Below are 16202 nucleotides of genomic sequence, written 5' to 3' on the forward strand. Positions count from 1 at the left end.
CTCCTTGTTAATGCTCTACGGCTGCGCAGATCAGGTTGACCCCGCGCGCTGTCAGTTGTTCACGCACTTCATCGCTGAGGCGCTCGTCGGTGATCAGGGTATGGACACTGCTCCAGGGCAGTTCCAGGTTGGGAATCTTGCGGCCAATCTTGTCGCTCTCGACCATCACCACCACTTCACGGGCCACCTCGGCCATCACCCGGGACAGGCCGAGCAGCTCGTTGAAAGTAGTGGTGCCACGGGCCAGGTCGATACCATCGGCACCGATAAACAACTGGTCGAAGTCGTAGGAGCGCAGCACCTGTTCGGCGACCTGGCCCTGGAAGGACTCCGAATGCGGGTCCCAGGTACCGCCCGTCATCAGCAGCACCGGCTCGTGCTCCAGTTCGCTGAGGGCGCGGGCCACATTCAGCGAGTTGGTCATCACCACTAGCCCGGGCTTGTGCCCCAGCTCGGGGATCATCGCCGCCGTGGTGGTGCCGCTGTCGATGATGATCCGCGCATGCTCGCGAATGCGCGCCACCCCGGCGCGGGCGATGGCCTGCTTGTACCTGGAAATCGGCTGGGTGGCATCGCCGATTAATTCCTGCGGCAGCGACACCGCACCGCCATAACGGCGCAACAGTAGACCGTTTGTTTCCAGGGCGGCGAGGTCTTTGCGAACGGTCACTTCGGATGTCGCAAAACGCTTGGCCAACTCATCCACACTCACCTCGCCCTGCTCGGCGAGCAAGGCGAGAATGGTGTGACGACGTTGCGGAGTGTTGCGTTTCGACATGCTAAGTTTCGATTCGAAAGATAATGTCGCGAATCAAAACCTAATGAAGCTTTCGAGTCAAGCCTGAAAACGACAAAAGGCGGCCGGGGCCGCCTCTAGGATCGGGTCGTCGATGGGTAGGGCCGCGTAGGTTAGCAGCAAGCGCAACCCATCGATTGGCAGCATGGGTATCGCTGCGCTCAACCTACGCGGCCCTACCCATCCTACGGAGTTGCTTCACTTCTTGGTCGGGCGCTTCCAGCCTTCGATATTGCGCTGCTTGGCGCGGCCCACTGCCAGGGTGTTGGCCGGCACGTCGCCGGTAATTACCGAACCGGCGCCGGTGGTGGCGCAATCGCCCAGGGTCACTGGTGCCACCAGGGCGCTGTTGGAGCCAATAAACACGTCCTCGCCCAGTACAGTCTTGAACTTGTTGGCGCCATCGTAGTTGCAGGTGATGGTGCCAGCGCCAATATTGGTTCGGGCACCGATCTCGGCATCACCCAGGTAGCTCAGGTGGCCGGCCTTGGCGCCCTCGCCCAACGTGGCATTCTTCAGCTCGACGAAGTTACCCACATGGGCGCGGGCGCCCAGCAGCGAGCCGGGACGCAGACGGGCAAACGGGCCGCAATCGGCGCCCTCGCCCACTTCGGCACCTTCCAGATGGCTATTGGCTTTGATGATCGCGCCTTGGCGCAGGATGCTGTTCTTGATCACACAGTTAGGGCCGATCTGTACGCCATCCTCGATGACCACCTGACCTTCGAGGATCACGTTGATATCGATCGATACATCGCGACCCACCGTTACCTCACCACGCAGGTCGAAGCGGGCCGGGTCGATCAGGGTCACGCCCTGCACCATCAAACGTCGCGCCGCACGGTACTGATAATGCCGTTCAAGCTGCGAAAGCTGAATACGGTCATTGGCGCCCAGCACTTCCATCTCGTCGGTGGCCTGTTCGGTGGCCACCACCAGACCGTCGGCCACCGCCATGGCGATCACGTCGGTCAGGTAGTACTCGCCCTGGACGTTGCTGTTGGAGAGCCGACCGAGCCAGTCGCCCAGACGCGTGCCGGGCACGGCGAGGATGCCAGTATTGCCTTCGCTGATCAGCCGTTGCTCGAGGCTGGCATCCTTGTGCTCGACAATAGCCTGCACCACGCCATTGTCATCTCGAACGATGCGGCCATAGCCGGTCGGGTCATTGAGATTGACCGTCAGCAGACCGAGCTGCTGCTCGCTGACCTTAAGCAGCAGGCGTTGCAGGGTTTCCACTTCGATCAGCGGCACATCGCCATAGAGAATCAGCACCCGCTCGGCGCTCAACATCGGCAAGGCCTGAGCCACGGCATGGCCGGTGCCCAGTTGCTCGCTTTGCAGTACAAAGTTCAGGTCATCGGCCGCCAGACGCTCGCGAACCAACTCTGCACCATGGCCGATCACTACATGAATGCCCTGGGGCTTGAGCTGGCGGGCTGTGTCTATCACATGGCCAAGCATGGATTTGCCAGCAACCGGGTGCAGCACCTTGGGTAGGGCCGAACGCATGCGGGTGCCTTGGCCGGCGGCTAGAATAACGATATCGAGGGACATGGTAGGTATCCTGAACAACCCGGGAACCGGCCCGGGGTTAAACGATTGCGAATATGCTGCATCCCCGTAGGGTGCGCCGTGCGCACCATCAAACAGCTGGACCGGTGCGCACGGCGCACCCTACAGCATGCCGGACAAAAACTGCGGACAAAGAAAAAGGGTAGCCAAGGCTACCCTTTTACTTACACACAATGAAGCCGGTGACTTAACCGCCGAACTTCTTGCGCAACTGCTGGACGGTACGCAGCTGAGCCGCGACCTCAGCCAGGTGAGCGGCGGCGGAACCGTAGTCGAACTCCGCGCCCTTCTCGTGCAGTGCACGCTCGGCAGCATTGAGGGCTTCCTGAGCTGCAGCTTCGTCAATATCGGCAGCACGCTGCACGGTATCGGCGAGCACTTTCACCACATTCGGTTGAACTTCCAGGAAGCCACCAGAGATGTAGTAAACCTCGGCCTCGCCACCCTGCTTGATCAAGCGAATCGGGCCTGGCTTGAGATCGGTCAACAGAGGCGCGTGGCCGGGTGCAATACCCAGGTCGCCCAAGTTGCCGTGTGCAATCACCATTTCCACCAGGCCGGAGAAGATTTGCCCCTCAGCGCTGACGATATCGCAATGGACTGTCATGGCCATATCTAACCTCACGTATCGATCATCTGAACGCTACTACGTTCGACTATGCAATCGTTGAAACCAGGCTCAAAAGTAAACAACGCTTTCTCTCCTGACCTCACCTTGCCCAGCCTTCGCTCGCTGGCGTTCAACCAGACCGTGAGCGCCCGTTACCGGGCGCACCGATTACAGCTTCTTGGCTTTTTCGACGGCTTCTTCGATACCGCCAACCATGTAGAACGCCTGCTCTGGCAGGTGATCATAGTCGCCGTTAAGAATGCCGCTGAAACCAGCGATGGTGTCCTTCAGGGAAACGTACTTGCCCGGCGAGCCGGTAAATACTTCAGCCACGAAGAACGGCTGGGACAGGAAGCGCTGGATCTTACGAGCACGGGATACCAACAGCTTGTCTTCTTCAGACAGCTCGTCCATACCGAGGATCGCGATGATGTCCTTCAGTTCCTTGTAACGCTGCAGCACGTACTGAACGCCGCGAGCGGTGTCGTAGTGCTCCTGACCGATTACCTGCGGGTCAAGCTGACGCGATGTCGAGTCGAGTGGATCGACCGCTGGGTAGATACCCAGGGAAGCGATGTCACGGGACAGTACAACGGTGGCGTCCAAGTGGGCGAAGGTGGTCGCCGGGCTCGGGTCAGTCAAGTCATCCGCAGGTACGTAAACGGCTTGGATCGAAGTGATCGAACCGGTCTTGGTGGAAGTGATGCGCTCTTGCAGAACACCCATCTCTTCGGCCAGGGTCGGCTGATAACCTACTGCCGACGGCATACGGCCGAGCAGTGCGGATACTTCGGTACCGGCGAGGGTGTAACGGTAGATGTTGTCAACAAACAACAGTACGTCACGGCCTTCGTCACGGAACTTCTCGGCCATGGTCAGGCCGGTCAGAGCTACGCGCAGACGGTTGCCTGGCGGCTCGTTCATCTGACCGTAAACCAGGGCTACCTTGTCGAGAACGTTGGAGTCCTTCATCTCGTGGTAGAAGTCGTTACCTTCACGGGTACGCTCGCCCACACCGGCGAACACGGAATAACCGCTGTGCTCGATGGCGATGTTACGGATCAGTTCCATCATGTTTACGGTTTTGCCTACACCGGCACCACCGAACAAACCGACTTTACCGCCCTTGGCAAACGGGCAAACCAGGTCGATAACCTTGATCCCGGTTTCCAGCAGTTCGTTGGAGCTCGACTGCTCAGCGTAGGAAGGTGCCGGACGGTGAATGCCCCAGCGCTCTTCTTCGCCAATCGGACCGGCTTCGTCGATCGGGTTGCCCAGTACGTCCATGATCCGGCCCAGGGTCTTAATCCCGACTGGAACCTGGATTACGGCACCGGTGTTTTCGACGTTCAGGCCGCGTTTCAGGCCTTCGGTCGAACCCATCGCAATGGTACGTACCACGCCATCGCCCAGCTGCTGCTGAACTTCCAGGGTGGTTTCGGCGCCGACTACTTTCAGCGCTTCATAAATATTCGGCACTTGATCACGCGGGAATTCCACGTCGATAACGGCGCCGATGATTTGAACGATACGTCCGCTACTCATCTTTGGTTCCTCGAATATTTGAACCGTTCTTAAACCGCGGCAGCGCCGCCGACGATTTCCGAAATCTCTTGGGTGATCGCTGCCTGACGCGCCTTGTTGTAGACCAGTTGCAAACCACTGATCAGGTCACCGGCGTTATCGGTAGCATTCTTCATCGCGATCATCCGAGCTGCCTGTTCGCACGCGCTGTTTTCCAGCACGGCTTGATATACCTGCGATTCGATAAAGCGAACCATCAGGCTATCGAGCAGCGACTGTGCATCAGGCTCGTAGATGTAATCCCACAGCCCTTTCTGCACGCCTTCTTCTTCGATCGCGGCCAGCGGCAACAACTGATGCACTTCCGGCTTTTGCGTCATGGTGTTGACGAACTTGTTCGACACCAGATACAGGCGATCAATTCGGCCGTCGCTATACGCGTCGAGCATGACCTTGACACTACCAATCAGGTCGTTAAGCGAAGGCTCTTCGCCCAGCTTGCTGATGGCTGCAATCACATTACCGCCGTAGCTACGGAAAAAGCTCGCGCCCTTGCCGCCCACAGCACAGAAGTCTGCTTCGACCTTGGCATCACGCCATTCGGTCATATTTTTCAGCAGTGCCTTGAACAGGTTGGTGTTCAAACCACCACACAGACCACGGTCACTCGAGACCACGATATAGCCGACGCGCTTAACGACGCGTTCCACCATAAATGGGTGGCGGTATTCCGGGTTGGCATGGGCCAAATGGCCAATTACCTGACGGATACGCTCGGCGTAGGGACGACCAGAAGCCATGCGCGACTGAGCTCTGCGCATCTTGCTGACCGCCACTTTTTCCATGGCGCTGGTGATCTTCTGCGTGCTTTTGATGCTCGCGATCTTACTGCGAATCTCTTTTGCGCCTGCCATTTCACACCTTTTGGTTCAAGCAGGCGGGGGCGTCTAGGCCCCCGCTGCGGTTACCAGGTTTGGGTGGCTTTGAACTTCTCGATACCGGCTTTGAGGCCCGAATCGATCTCGTCGTTGAAGTCACCCTTCTCGTTGATCTTCGCCATCAGATCGGCGTGATCACGGTTGAAGTAGGCAAGCACCGCTGCTTCAAAGGCACCCACTTTCTTCACGTCCACGTCCTGCAGGAAGCCACGCTCGGCGGCATACAGGGACACCGACATGTCGGCGATGGACATCGGCGCATACTGCTTCTGCTTCATCAGCTCGGTAACGCGCTGACCGTGCTCAAGCTGCTTGCGGGTGGCTTCGTCCAGGTCAGAAGCGAACTGGGCGAATGCGGCCAGTTCACGGTACTGAGCCAGAGCGGTACGGATACCACCGGAAAGCTTCTTGATGATCTTGGTCTGAGCAGCACCACCTACGCGGGATACCGAAATACCGGCGTTCACTGCAGGACGGATGCCCGAGTTGAACATCGAGGATTCCAGGAAGATCTGACCGTCGGTGATGGAAATCACGTTGGTCGGAACGAACGCGGAAACGTCGCCACCTTGAGTTTCGATGATCGGCAAAGCGGTCAGGGAACCAGTTTTACCTTTCACAGCGCCGTTGGTGAACTTCTCAACGTACTCTTCGGATACACGCGATGCGCGCTCCAGCAGACGGCTGTGGAGATAGAACACGTCGCCCGGGTAGGCTTCACGGCCTGGCGGACGGCGCAGCAGCAGGGAAATCTGGCGGTAAGCCACTGCTTGCTTGGACAAATCGTCATACACGATCAGCGCGTCTTCGCCGCGATCGCGGAAGTATTCGCCCATGGTGCAACCGGCGTACGGTGCAATGAACTGCAGCGCAGCGGATTCGGAAGCGGAAGCAGCAACCACGATGGTGTTAGCCAGCGCGCCGTTTTCTTCCAGCTTGCGCACCACGTTGGCGATGGTCGATTGCTTCTGACCAATGGCTACGTAGACGCACTTAATGCCGCTGTTCTTCTGGTTGATGATGGCGTCGATTGCCAGAGCAGTCTTGCCGATCTGACGGTCACCAATGATCAGCTCGCGCTGGCCACGGCCTACCGGGATCATGGCATCGACCGACTTGTAACCGGTTTGCACCGGTTGGTCGACCGACTTACGCCAGATCACACCCGGCGCAACCTTCTCAACCGCGTCGGTGGCGACGTTGTTCAGCGGGCCTTTACCATCAACCGGGTTACCCAGGGCATCGACGACGCGACCAAGCAGTTCCGGACCAACCGGTACTTCAAGGATGCGGCCGGTGCACTTGGCGCTCATGCCTTCGGCGAGCGTGGTGTACGCGCCCAGTACTACTGCACCGACGGAGTCTTGCTCCAGGTTCAGTGCCATACCGAAAACGCCACCAGGGAATTCGATCATTTCGCCGTACATTACGTCGGCGAGGCCGTAAATGCGCACGATACCGTCGGAAACGCTGACGATAGTGCCTTCATTACGGGCTTGAGCGGTCACATCCAGCGCGCCAATGCGCTGCTTGATGATTTCGCTAATTTCGGAAGGATTCAGTTGCTGCATGCCAGTTCCCTCAAATCAGGATTTCAACGCTTCGGCCAGCTTGTTCAATTTGCCGCGTACCGAACTGTCGATGACCAGGTCACCTGCGCGGATCAACAGGCCGCCAATAAGGGCAGCATTGACAACCGGCTTAGGTTGGACAGTTCGAGCAAGCCGCTTGGAAAGCGCGGCAGCCAAGGTTTGTAGTTGTTCCGCGCTGAGCTCGAATGCTGTTTGCACCTCAACGTCGAGGGTGCTTTCAGCTTCGGCTTTCAATACGGTGAATTGCTCGAGTACGACCGGAAGCAACGACAGACGATCATTGCTGCTCAGGACGGAGAGGAAGCTGATGAACGTGTCATCAACGTTGCCACTGCAGACCTGTGCCAGCATTTGAACTTTCTGTTCGCTGGTCAACGCGGGATTTCCCAGTTGCTGTGCCACTTCCGGGGTCTGCACGGCGGCAGCGGAAAAGGACAGCATGGCCAACCAGGCGTCAGCCTGACCGGCGTTGCTGGCGAACTCAAAAGCGGCTTTGGCGTAAGGCCGACCAAGCGTAATGGTATTGATCATCGCTTGCCTCGCTTAGAGTTGTGAGGCCAGTTTTGCGACCAAATCATTGTGTGCTGCGCCGTCTATCGAAGACTCGAGAATCTTCTCGGCACCGGCAACGGCCAGAACTGCTACTTGTAGACGCAGTTGATCCTTGGCACGGTTCACTTCCAGATCGATTTCAGCTTTGGCACCGGCGATCAACTTCTCGCCTTCAGTGCGGGCCTGGGTCTTGGCTTCTTCAACAATCGAATTGGCGGTTTTGTTCGCGCGGTCGATGATTGCGCTGGCCTGCTCTTTACTTTCACGAAGTAATTGAGCAGCGCGTTCCTGGGCAAGATGCAGATCACGCTCAGCGCGTCCTGCAGCATCCAGACCTTCGGCGATTTTCTTCTGGCGTTCTTGCATGGCGCTGGTCAGCGGCGGCCATACGAACTTCATGCAAAACCAGACGAAAATAGCGAAGGAAATCGTTTGACCAAACAGGGTCAGGTTTATGTTCACAGCGATTTACCTCGTGCTATCTCGTATGAGCGGTGTCAATTTCACAGCTATGGGGATTCGCTGAGGCGAATCCCGCATCACACTGGAAAGTGATTAGGCACCAGCAGCCGGAGCAACAACGAAGATCAGGTACATCGCGATACCAACACCGATCATCGGAACGGCGTCGAGCAGACCGGCCATCAGGAAGGTCTTGGTTTGCAGCTGTGGGCCCAGCTCAGGTTGGCGAGCGGTGGATTCCAACAGCTTGCCGCCCAGCAGGGCGAAACCGATACCAGTGCCCAGTGCGCCCAGACCAATCATGAGGGCAGCAGCGATATAGACGAGTTCCATAAATAAAGCTCCAGAGTTTTATAAGTTAAGGTTTTTGTTGAACAGGTTACTGGCGTCAAGTTGCTATCAATGATGATCTTCGTGCGCAGCACTCAGATACACCACCGTCAGCACCATGAAAATGAACGCCTGCAGCGGGATCACCAGGATGTGGAAGATCGCCCATGGCACGTTGAGCCCGAATTGCAAGTAGAAGGGCAACAGCGCGATCAGGATGAACACCACTTCGCCGGCATACATATTGCCGAACAGTCGCAGCGCCAGACTCAAAGGCTTAGTCAGCAGGCCAATGATTTCGAGAAACAGGTTGAACGGAATCAACGCCCAGTGATTGAACGGCGTGAACGACAGTTCCTTGGTGAAACCACCGAGTCCCTTGACCTTGATGCTGTAGAAGATGATCAGGATGAACACCCCCAAAGCGAGGCCGAAGGTACCGTTAGGATCGGCGGTCGGCACTATCTTGAAGTATTCGAGCCCCAGGAGGCTCGCCACACCAGGAATGTAATCGACCGGAATCCACTTCAGGCTGTTCATCAGCATGACCCAGACGAAGATAGTCAGGGCCAACGGGGCAACCAGTGAGTTGCGACCGTGGAAGGTGTCTTTGACGATGCCCTGGATGAACTCGATGGACATTTCTGCAACGTTTTGCAGACCACCCGGGATACCGGTGGTGGCTTTCTTGGCAGCCAAACGAAACAGGCCAAGGAAGATCAGTCCCATAAACACCGACCAACCCATGGTGTCTACGTGAACTGCCCAAAAGCCCATTTGCGCTACGTCTTCCGGGGTTTGGGCCAAAATCCAGCCCTTTTCCGGATGCTCGCCATAGACCAGGTTTTGCAAGTGATGCTGGATGTACTCTGCCGGGGTGTTTGCCATAAACGCCTCAAACGCTCTAATGCTTCAGAAATTTTTTATCAGTAGTGGAGCGCTGGCGGCTGCCGCCACAGCCAGCAGATACCCGACGAATAGCGCCGCAATATCCAACTGCCTTATGCCCACAAACACCAGTGCAAACAGCACTGCTGTGAGAATCCATTTACCCATTGCCCCAGACCAGATGGACAGGACGATATCTCTAGTCGAACGCGCGCCAAAATAACGAAAGGCTTTGTACGCAAAAAACGCATTCGGCAGCAGGGCAATCATGCCGCCCAGTAAAGCCGAGTAACCAGCGGTCAGGCCCTTGCCTAGAGTAAAAAGTAGGGCGACCAGCAGACAGACAATTGCCTGCACAAGCAGAACAGGAAATCCGGGTTGCTGGATAAACGGCGTTTTATTGCGAATAGCCAAACCAGCGACACCCCAACTCAAGCTGCAAACATTAATCAACTTGAAGCTTACAAAACAGCGCGGGGAGTATAGGTGCATGCTTTCCCCCGATCAACCTCGCTGTAGTGCCTGGGTCGGCAATACTACATGGCCAATTGTTTCAGCGAATGTGGGCCAGTACGCCCTGCAATTCATCCAGTGAGTTGTAGCGGATCACCAATTGGCCTTTGCCTTTCTGCCCGTGCTTGATTTGTACCGGCGAGCCCAGGCGCTCTGCCAGGCGCTGTTCAAGGCGACTGATGTCGGGATCGGACTTGACTACTTCAGCCGTCTTTTCCTTGCCACTCAACCATTGGCGCACCAACGCCTCGGTTTGTCGGACAGTCAGCCCGCGCGCGACAACATGTCGCGCCCCTTCGACCTGTTGCTCTGCAGGCAGGCCAAGCAAGGCACGCGCATGACCCATTTCCAGATCGCCATGGGACAGCAGGGTCTTGATCTCGTCCGGCAGGGCAATCAGACGCAACAGGTTGCTGATGGTCACGCGGGATTTGCCCACGGCATCGGCTACCTGTTGCTGGGTCAGATTGAATTCCTGCTGCAGCCGTTGCAGAGCGACGGCCTCGTCAATCGGATTGAGGTCTTCACGCTGGATGTTCTCGATCAGCGCCATGGCGATGGCCGCCTCATCGGGCAGCTCGCGCACCATCGCCGGGATCTTGTCCAAACCAGCCTGCTGACTGGCACGCCAGCGCCGCTCACCGGCAACGATTTCAAAACGGCCCTGGCCAATTGGTCGCACTACGATCGGCTGCAAGACACCCTGGACCTTGATCGACTGGGCCAGCTCCTCGAGCGCAGTAGCGTCCATGTCGCGGCGTGGCTGGTACTTGCCGCGCTGGATCAGATCCAGGGGTACGTATTGCAGCTCGCGGCTGTCGGCCTGAACGGCTTCTTCCTGCAAAGCAGTGACGGTAGTGCCGCCCAGCAGGGCGTCCAAGCCTCGTCCCAGCCCTCGTTTCTTGGCGGCCATGCGGAATTCCTTATGCGGTTGCGGTGTGGGGGCGGGCGCGCTGACGACGAACCAGTTCCCCGGCCAGGGCCAGGTAGGCAATGGCTCCGCGGGAACTCTTGTCGTATACCAGCGCCGGCATACCGTAGCTGGGGGCCTCGGCCAAGCGCACGTTGCGCGGGATTACGGTTTGGTAAAGCGTGTCTGGAAAATGTTCCTTGAGCTGCGCTGAAACATCATTGGTCAGGCTGATGCGTGGGTCGTACATGGTACGCAGCAGGCCTTCGATTTTAAGCGAAGGATTGAGCATTTGAGCGATGCGCTGAATGCTGTTGATCAGGTCACTCAGGCCTTCCAGGGCAAAATACTCGCACTGCATGGGGATGATCACACCATCGGCAGCCACCAGGGCATTGACCGTCAACATCGACAACGCAGGCGGGCAGTCGATGAGGATGTAGTCGTAGTTCTCACGGATCGGCGCCAGTGCGTTGCGCAGGCGACTTTCCTTCATTTTCATTTCCAACAGGCTGACTTCCGCAGCCGTCAGGTCACGGTTGGCCGGCAACAACTGGTAGCCGCCGTGCTCGGAATACTGCATGGCCTCGACCAGGTTGCACTCACCGATCAGCACGTCATAAATCGAGTGTTCCAGGGCATGTTTATCCACACCACTGCCCATGGTCGCGTTGCCCTGTGGATCAAGATCGATCAACAGCACCCGGCGTTTGGTCGCAACCAGTGAGGCGGCCAGATTGATGCAGGTGGTGGTCTTGCCCACGCCGCCTTTCTGGTTGGCAATTGCGAATACTTTAGCCATGTTGCGTTTCCCCTAGACCGAGCGGCGCAGTATCAGCAGATGGCGCTGACCTTGGCAACCGGGAACCTTGAGCACATGGGTGGTTGCCAGGCTGAAGTCAGCCGGCAAAGCTTGCAGTTCGTCGTCCGGGTGTACGCCTTTCATGGCCAGCCATTGACTCTGGCCATTGCCGAGATGGCGAGTCCAGTTGGCAAAATCTTCCAGGCTGCTGAAGGCACGGGAAACGATACCACTGAACGCCTGCTCAGGCTTGAAGGCCTCAACCCGGCTGTGGATAACTTCGAGGTTGGCCAGTTTCAACTCCAACTTCACCTGAGTCAGAAAACGAGTCTTCTTGCCGTTGGAGTCGAGCAGGGTGAACTGGCGGTCGGGAAACAGGATGGCCAAGGGAATACCCGGCATACCGCCGCCACTGCCAACGTCCAGCCAGTTATCCCCAGCCACCTCAACAAAGGGCTGCACACTCAGGCTGTCGAGCAGGTGCCGCGAGACCATTTCATCCGGATTGCGCACCGCGGTGAGGTTGTAGGCCTTGTTCCACTTGATCAGCAGCGCCAGGTAGGCGAGCAGTTGCTCCTGCTGTGTGGACGAAACCTCTACGCCCAGTTCGATAGCGCCTTGCGCCAGTTCTTCGGCGTGCTTGCTGGTTACCACTGACATCAGGCGCTTTGCTCCAACTGGCGACCAGCGCCGCGTTTCTTCAAATGGATCAGCAACAGGGAAATCGCCGCTGGGGTAACACCTGGGATCCGCGAAGCCTGGCCGAGGGTTTCCGGGCGGGTGTTGCCGAGCTTGTGCTGGATTTCCTTGGACAAACCGGAAATCCCGTTGTAATCGATGTCCACCGGTAATTTGGTGTCTTCGCTGGCGCGCAGCCGGGCAATTTCATCCTGTTGACGGTCGATGTAGCCGGCGTACTTGGTCTTGATCTCGACCTGCTCGGCGACGCGCGGGTCTTCTGCACCCGCGCCTGTCAGTTCGGTCAGGCCGATGTAATCGATCTCCGGGCGCGACAGCAGATTGAGCAGGTTGTACTCATGGGTCAACGGCGTCCCGAAATGCGCAGCGATAGCATCGCCTTGGGGCGTGCCGGGTCTGACCCAGGTACTTTTCAGGCGCTGCTCTTCCACTTCGATGGCTTCGCGTTTGGTTTCGAATGCCGCCCAGCGGACGTCATCGACCAAGCCAAGCTCGCGGCCTTTCGCGGTCAGGCGCAGATCGGCGTTGTCTTCGCGCAGGATCAACCGGTATTCGGCCCGCGAGGTGAACATCCGGTACGGCTCCTGAGTACCCAAGGTAATCAGGTCGTCGACCAATACACCGATGTAAGCCTCGTCGCGGCGCGGACACCAGCTGTCCTTGCCCTGGGCGCGCAGCGCGGCGTTGGCCCCGGCGAGCAAACCTTGCGCGCCGGCTTCTTCGTAACCCGTGGTGCCGTTGATCTGTCCGGCGAAAAACAAGCCGGCGATGACCTTGGTTTCGAGGCTGTATTTCAAATCACGCGGATCGAAGTAGTCGTACTCGATGGCGTAACCGGGACGCACAATGTGGGCGTTTTCCATGCCGCGAATCGAACGTACCAGCTGCAATTGCACGTCGAACGGCAGCGAGGTGGAAATGCCGTTGGGGTAGAGCTCGTGGGTGGTCAGCCCTTCCGGCTCGATAAATACCTGATGGCTATCCTTGTCGGCGAAGCGATGAATCTTGTCCTCGATCGACGGACAGTAACGCGGGCCGACGCCTTCGATCACCCCGGAGTACATCGGCGAACGGTCGAGGTTGGCGGCGATAATTTCATGGGTACGCGCATTGGTGTGGGTAATCCAGCAGCTGACCTGGCGTGGTTGCTGCTCGGCGCGCCCGAGAAAAGACATCAGCGGCGTTGGCGTGTCGCCCGGCTGCTCGGTCATCACCGAGAAATCCACCGAACGACCATCGATGCGCGGCGGGGTACCGGTTTTCAGGCGACCAACGCGCAGCGGCAATTCACGTAAACGCTGAGCCAGGGCGATCGACGGCGGATCACCGGCTCGGCCGCCGGAATAGTTCTGCATGCCGATGTGGATAAGTCCGCCGAGGAAGGTGCCGGTGGTCAATACCACCGAATCGGCGAACAGGCGCAGGCCCATTTGGGTGACCACGCCTTTGACTTCGTCGTTTTCAACGATCAGGTCATCTGCAGCTTGTTGAAATATCCACAGGTTGGCCTGGTTTTCCAAAGTTTCGCGAATCGCGGCCTTGTACAGCACCCGATCGGCCTGGGCACGAGTGGCACGTACAGCTGGACCCTTGCGGCTGTTGAGCACACGGAACTGGATACCACCCCTGTCAGTGGCCGCTGCCATGGCGCCGCCGAGAGCGTCGATTTCCTTGACCAGATGACTTTTGCCAATCCCGCCAATCGCCGGATTGCAGCTCATCTGCCCGAGGGTTTCCACGTTATGGGTCAGCAGCAGGGTTTTTACTCCCATGCGTGCTGCTGCCAGAGCAGCCTCAGTGCCGGCATGACCACCGCCGATCACGATCACCTGAAAACGGGAAGGGAAATCCACCACGAACCTCGTGCCTGTTGATAAATGGGGTTTTTGCTTTGAAAAGCTGGGAAGCCGGCAAGTATAGGGATTTAGGCCGTGTGAAAGAAGCCTTGTGCACAAAAAATAGCCAGCCTGCTTTGGCTCTCCACAGCGCTGTCGGTTAATAGAGAATAAAAGAATGAATTTATATAGATCTTTATTTTTATGTTTATTAAGTATGAAGCGCTTTTCTGTGGATAGATTGCTGTAGACCAATAACGACAAGGCCTACAGCGTTTCAAAAGGCTGTGATGATCCTGCCGTTAGCCTGTTGGATAGCCGTAGATACCCTGTGGATGAAAGCGATGGTTATCCACAGGGGCGTTTATCCTCAGTTTTATCACCGGGTTATAGGCAGGGCTCAGGCACGGTTTTCCACAGGGCTTAGCTGGGGAAATAAGTGCGCGATATACATATTTCGCCCAAGCAGATGCCTGCCACGGCGACACAAAAAGGGATTCGGGGCGCAGCGATTTGTAGGATGGGTTAGGCGCGGGGAGAAGATTCAGGATTCAAGTGGGGGCTGGATGCGCCGTAACCCATCAGAAATCATGAGGTGTTAAGGCTGGGTTAGGTGCAGAGAGGTAGTCGTGAACACAGCAGGTGGTAGAGGCGCCGTAACCCATCTGCGCCACGTCATGATGAGTTATGCGACGCGGGGGGATTTGAGTTGCTCGCAGATTTTGGATTCTGCGGCGCTAACCTACGCGGCCCGACCCATCCTACTTGCCGATACAGAAGCTGGAGAATATCCGCCCGAGCAGGTCGTCAGAGCTGAAGGCTCCGGTGATCTCGCCCAGAGACTGCTGGGCCAGGCGCAGGTCTTCGGCGAGCAGCTCACCGGCCCCTGCCAGGGTCAGTTGTGCGTGGCCATGGTCAAGATGGGTCGCGGCCAGGCGCAACGCCTCCAGGTGCCGTCTGCGGGCACTGAAGCTGCTCTCGGCAGTCTGCTCATAACCCATGCAGGCTTTCAGGTGCTCACGCAACAGCTCCAGGCCGTCGCCTGAACTGGCCGAGAGGCTGATGGTCACGTGACCATCGCTGCCAACTTCCAGGGCAACAGCTTCGCCCGATAGGTCAGCCTTGTTGCGGATAAGGGTTACTTTGCCCGCAGCGGGGCGCTGATCAAGAAATTCTGGCCATAACGCAAAGGGGTCATGCGCTTCCGACGCGGTGGCGTCAACCACCAGGAGTATGCGGTCGGCTTCGCCAATGGCTTTAAGTGCCCGCTCGACGCCGATCTTTTCCACCTGATCCTCGGTAGCGCGCAAGCCGGCAGTATCCACAACATGCAGCGGCATACCGTCAATGTGGATATGTTCGCGCAACACATCGCGGGTGGTGCCGGCTATCTCGGTGACAATAGCGGCTTCGCGCCCAGCCAGAGCGTTCAGCAGGCTGGACTTGCCGGCGTTCGGCCGACCGGCGATCACCACGGTCATGCCATCGCGCAGCAACGCACCTTGTCCCGCTTCGCGCAGCACCTCAGTCAGGTCTTTTCGCACACCCTCGAGCAGGTTCAGTACATGGCCATCGGCGAGGAAGTCGATCTCTTCTTCCGGAAAATCGATGGCCGCTTCGACGTAGATGCGCAGGCTGATCAGGCGCTCGGTGAGGCCGTGTATGCGCCGCGAGAATTCCCCCTGCAGCGAACGTAGGGCATTGCGCGCCGCCTGTTCTGAACTGGCTTCGATCAGGTCGGCAATCGCTTCGGCCTGGGCCAGGTCGAGTTTGTCGTTGAGAAACGCGCGTTCACTGAACTCGCCGGGCCGGGCCTGGCGTGCACCGAGCTGCAGGCAGCGACGCAGAAGCAAATCCAGCACCACCGGGCCGCCGTGGCCTTGCAGTTCCAGCACATCTTCGCCGGTAAAGGAGTTGGGGCCGGGGAAGTACAGGGCCAGGCCTTCATCGAGCACCTGTTCGGCAGCTGCAAAAAAAGGGCCGTAGTGGGCGTAGCGTGGTTTCAGCTCACGCTGGCAGATTGCTGTAGCCAGTTTCCCGGCCAGTGGTCCGGAAACACGCACGATACCCACGCCGCCCCGACCTTGGGCGGTGGCGACGGCAGCAATGGTTTCAGTAACGGTTGGCATGCGGTTCTCCTGAATACGACATAGCAAAACGCCCCTGAAAAGGGGCG

The 16202-nt window shown here is 57.9% G+C and carries 16 protein-coding genes; all 16 read right to left on the reverse strand.

The annotated features are described in order from the left end of the window. Positions 1-7 precede the first annotated feature (7 nt). The 16 genes from Q8K09_RS00400 to mnmE all read right to left on the reverse strand — a co-directional run bounded on the left by Q8K09_RS00400 (position 8) and on the right by mnmE (position 16155). Positions 8-778: a DeoR/GlpR family DNA-binding transcription regulator gene (locus tag Q8K09_RS00400; RefSeq protein ID WP_305252874.1), complete on the reverse strand. Its 771-nt coding sequence runs from the start codon at positions 776-778 to the stop codon at positions 8-10. A gap of 216 nt (positions 779-994) precedes the next feature. Then, positions 995-2353 (reverse strand): bifunctional UDP-N-acetylglucosamine diphosphorylase/glucosamine-1-phosphate N-acetyltransferase GlmU, encoded by a 1359-nt coding sequence (gene glmU / locus Q8K09_RS00405; RefSeq protein WP_305252876.1) that lies wholly within the window; start codon positions 2351-2353, stop codon positions 995-997. Positions 2354-2558: 205 nt separating this feature from the next. After that, positions 2559-2984, reverse strand: a complete 426-nt coding sequence (locus Q8K09_RS00410; protein ID WP_305252878.1) for a F0F1 ATP synthase subunit epsilon — start codon at positions 2982-2984, stop codon at positions 2559-2561. Between the two features lie 165 nt (positions 2985-3149). Continuing rightward, positions 3150-4526, reverse strand: coding sequence for a F0F1 ATP synthase subunit beta (gene atpD / locus Q8K09_RS00415; protein WP_305252880.1), 1377 nt, complete (start codon positions 4524-4526; stop codon positions 3150-3152). Positions 4527-4555: 29 nt separating this feature from the next. Continuing rightward, positions 4556-5419, reverse strand: a complete 864-nt coding sequence (gene atpG / locus Q8K09_RS00420; protein ID WP_305252882.1) for a F0F1 ATP synthase subunit gamma — start codon at positions 5417-5419, stop codon at positions 4556-4558. 50 nt (positions 5420-5469) lie between these two features. Beyond that, complete coding sequence (gene atpA / locus Q8K09_RS00425) at positions 5470-7014, reverse strand: F0F1 ATP synthase subunit alpha (RefSeq protein WP_305252883.1); 1545 nt, start codon at positions 7012-7014, stop codon at positions 5470-5472. Positions 7015-7029: 15 nt separating this feature from the next. Further along, on the reverse strand, positions 7030-7566 hold the full coding sequence (locus Q8K09_RS00430; RefSeq protein WP_305252885.1) for a F0F1 ATP synthase subunit delta: 537 nt from the start codon (positions 7564-7566) through the stop codon (positions 7030-7032). Positions 7567-7578: 12 nt separating this feature from the next. Then, positions 7579-8049 (reverse strand): F0F1 ATP synthase subunit B, encoded by a 471-nt coding sequence (locus tag Q8K09_RS00435; protein ID WP_305252886.1) that lies wholly within the window; start codon positions 8047-8049, stop codon positions 7579-7581. 93 nt (positions 8050-8142) lie between these two features. After that, positions 8143-8382 (reverse strand): F0F1 ATP synthase subunit C, encoded by a 240-nt coding sequence (atpE, locus tag Q8K09_RS00440; RefSeq protein ID WP_305252888.1) that lies wholly within the window; start codon positions 8380-8382, stop codon positions 8143-8145. Positions 8383-8448: 66 nt separating this feature from the next. Next, positions 8449-9267, reverse strand: a complete 819-nt coding sequence (atpB, locus tag Q8K09_RS00445; RefSeq protein WP_305252889.1) for a F0F1 ATP synthase subunit A — start codon at positions 9265-9267, stop codon at positions 8449-8451. Between the two features lie 24 nt (positions 9268-9291). After that, positions 9292-9681, reverse strand: a complete 390-nt coding sequence (locus Q8K09_RS00450) for a F0F1 ATP synthase subunit I (protein WP_305252891.1) — start codon at positions 9679-9681, stop codon at positions 9292-9294. 139 nt (positions 9682-9820) lie between these two features. Further along, a complete protein-coding gene (locus Q8K09_RS00455; RefSeq protein ID WP_305252892.1) occupies positions 9821-10693 on the reverse strand; it encodes a ParB/RepB/Spo0J family partition protein in 873 nt (290 codons plus the stop codon). A gap of 10 nt (positions 10694-10703) precedes the next feature. Next, positions 10704-11492, reverse strand: a complete 789-nt coding sequence (locus tag Q8K09_RS00460; protein WP_305252893.1) for a ParA family protein — start codon at positions 11490-11492, stop codon at positions 10704-10706. Between the two features lie 12 nt (positions 11493-11504). After that, positions 11505-12152 carry a 16S rRNA (guanine(527)-N(7))-methyltransferase RsmG gene (gene rsmG, locus Q8K09_RS00465; protein ID WP_305252895.1) on the reverse strand — a complete coding sequence of 216 codons (648 nt, stop codon included), beginning with the start codon at positions 12150-12152 and terminating at the stop codon, positions 11505-11507. Continuing rightward, positions 12152-14044 (reverse strand): tRNA uridine-5-carboxymethylaminomethyl(34) synthesis enzyme MnmG, encoded by a 1893-nt coding sequence (mnmG, locus tag Q8K09_RS00470; protein WP_305252896.1) that lies wholly within the window; start codon positions 14042-14044, stop codon positions 12152-12154. The genes rsmG and mnmG overlap by 1 nt, the downstream gene beginning before the upstream one ends. Positions 14045-14787: 743 nt before the next feature. Then, positions 14788-16155, reverse strand: coding sequence for a tRNA uridine-5-carboxymethylaminomethyl(34) synthesis GTPase MnmE (gene mnmE / locus Q8K09_RS00475; RefSeq protein ID WP_305252898.1), 1368 nt, complete (start codon positions 16153-16155; stop codon positions 14788-14790). Positions 16156-16202: the final 47 nt, after the last annotated feature.

The sequence above is a fragment of the Pseudomonas sp. genome (assembly GCF_030683065.1).
GTDB lineage: Bacteria > Pseudomonadota > Gammaproteobacteria > Pseudomonadales > Pseudomonadaceae > Aquipseudomonas.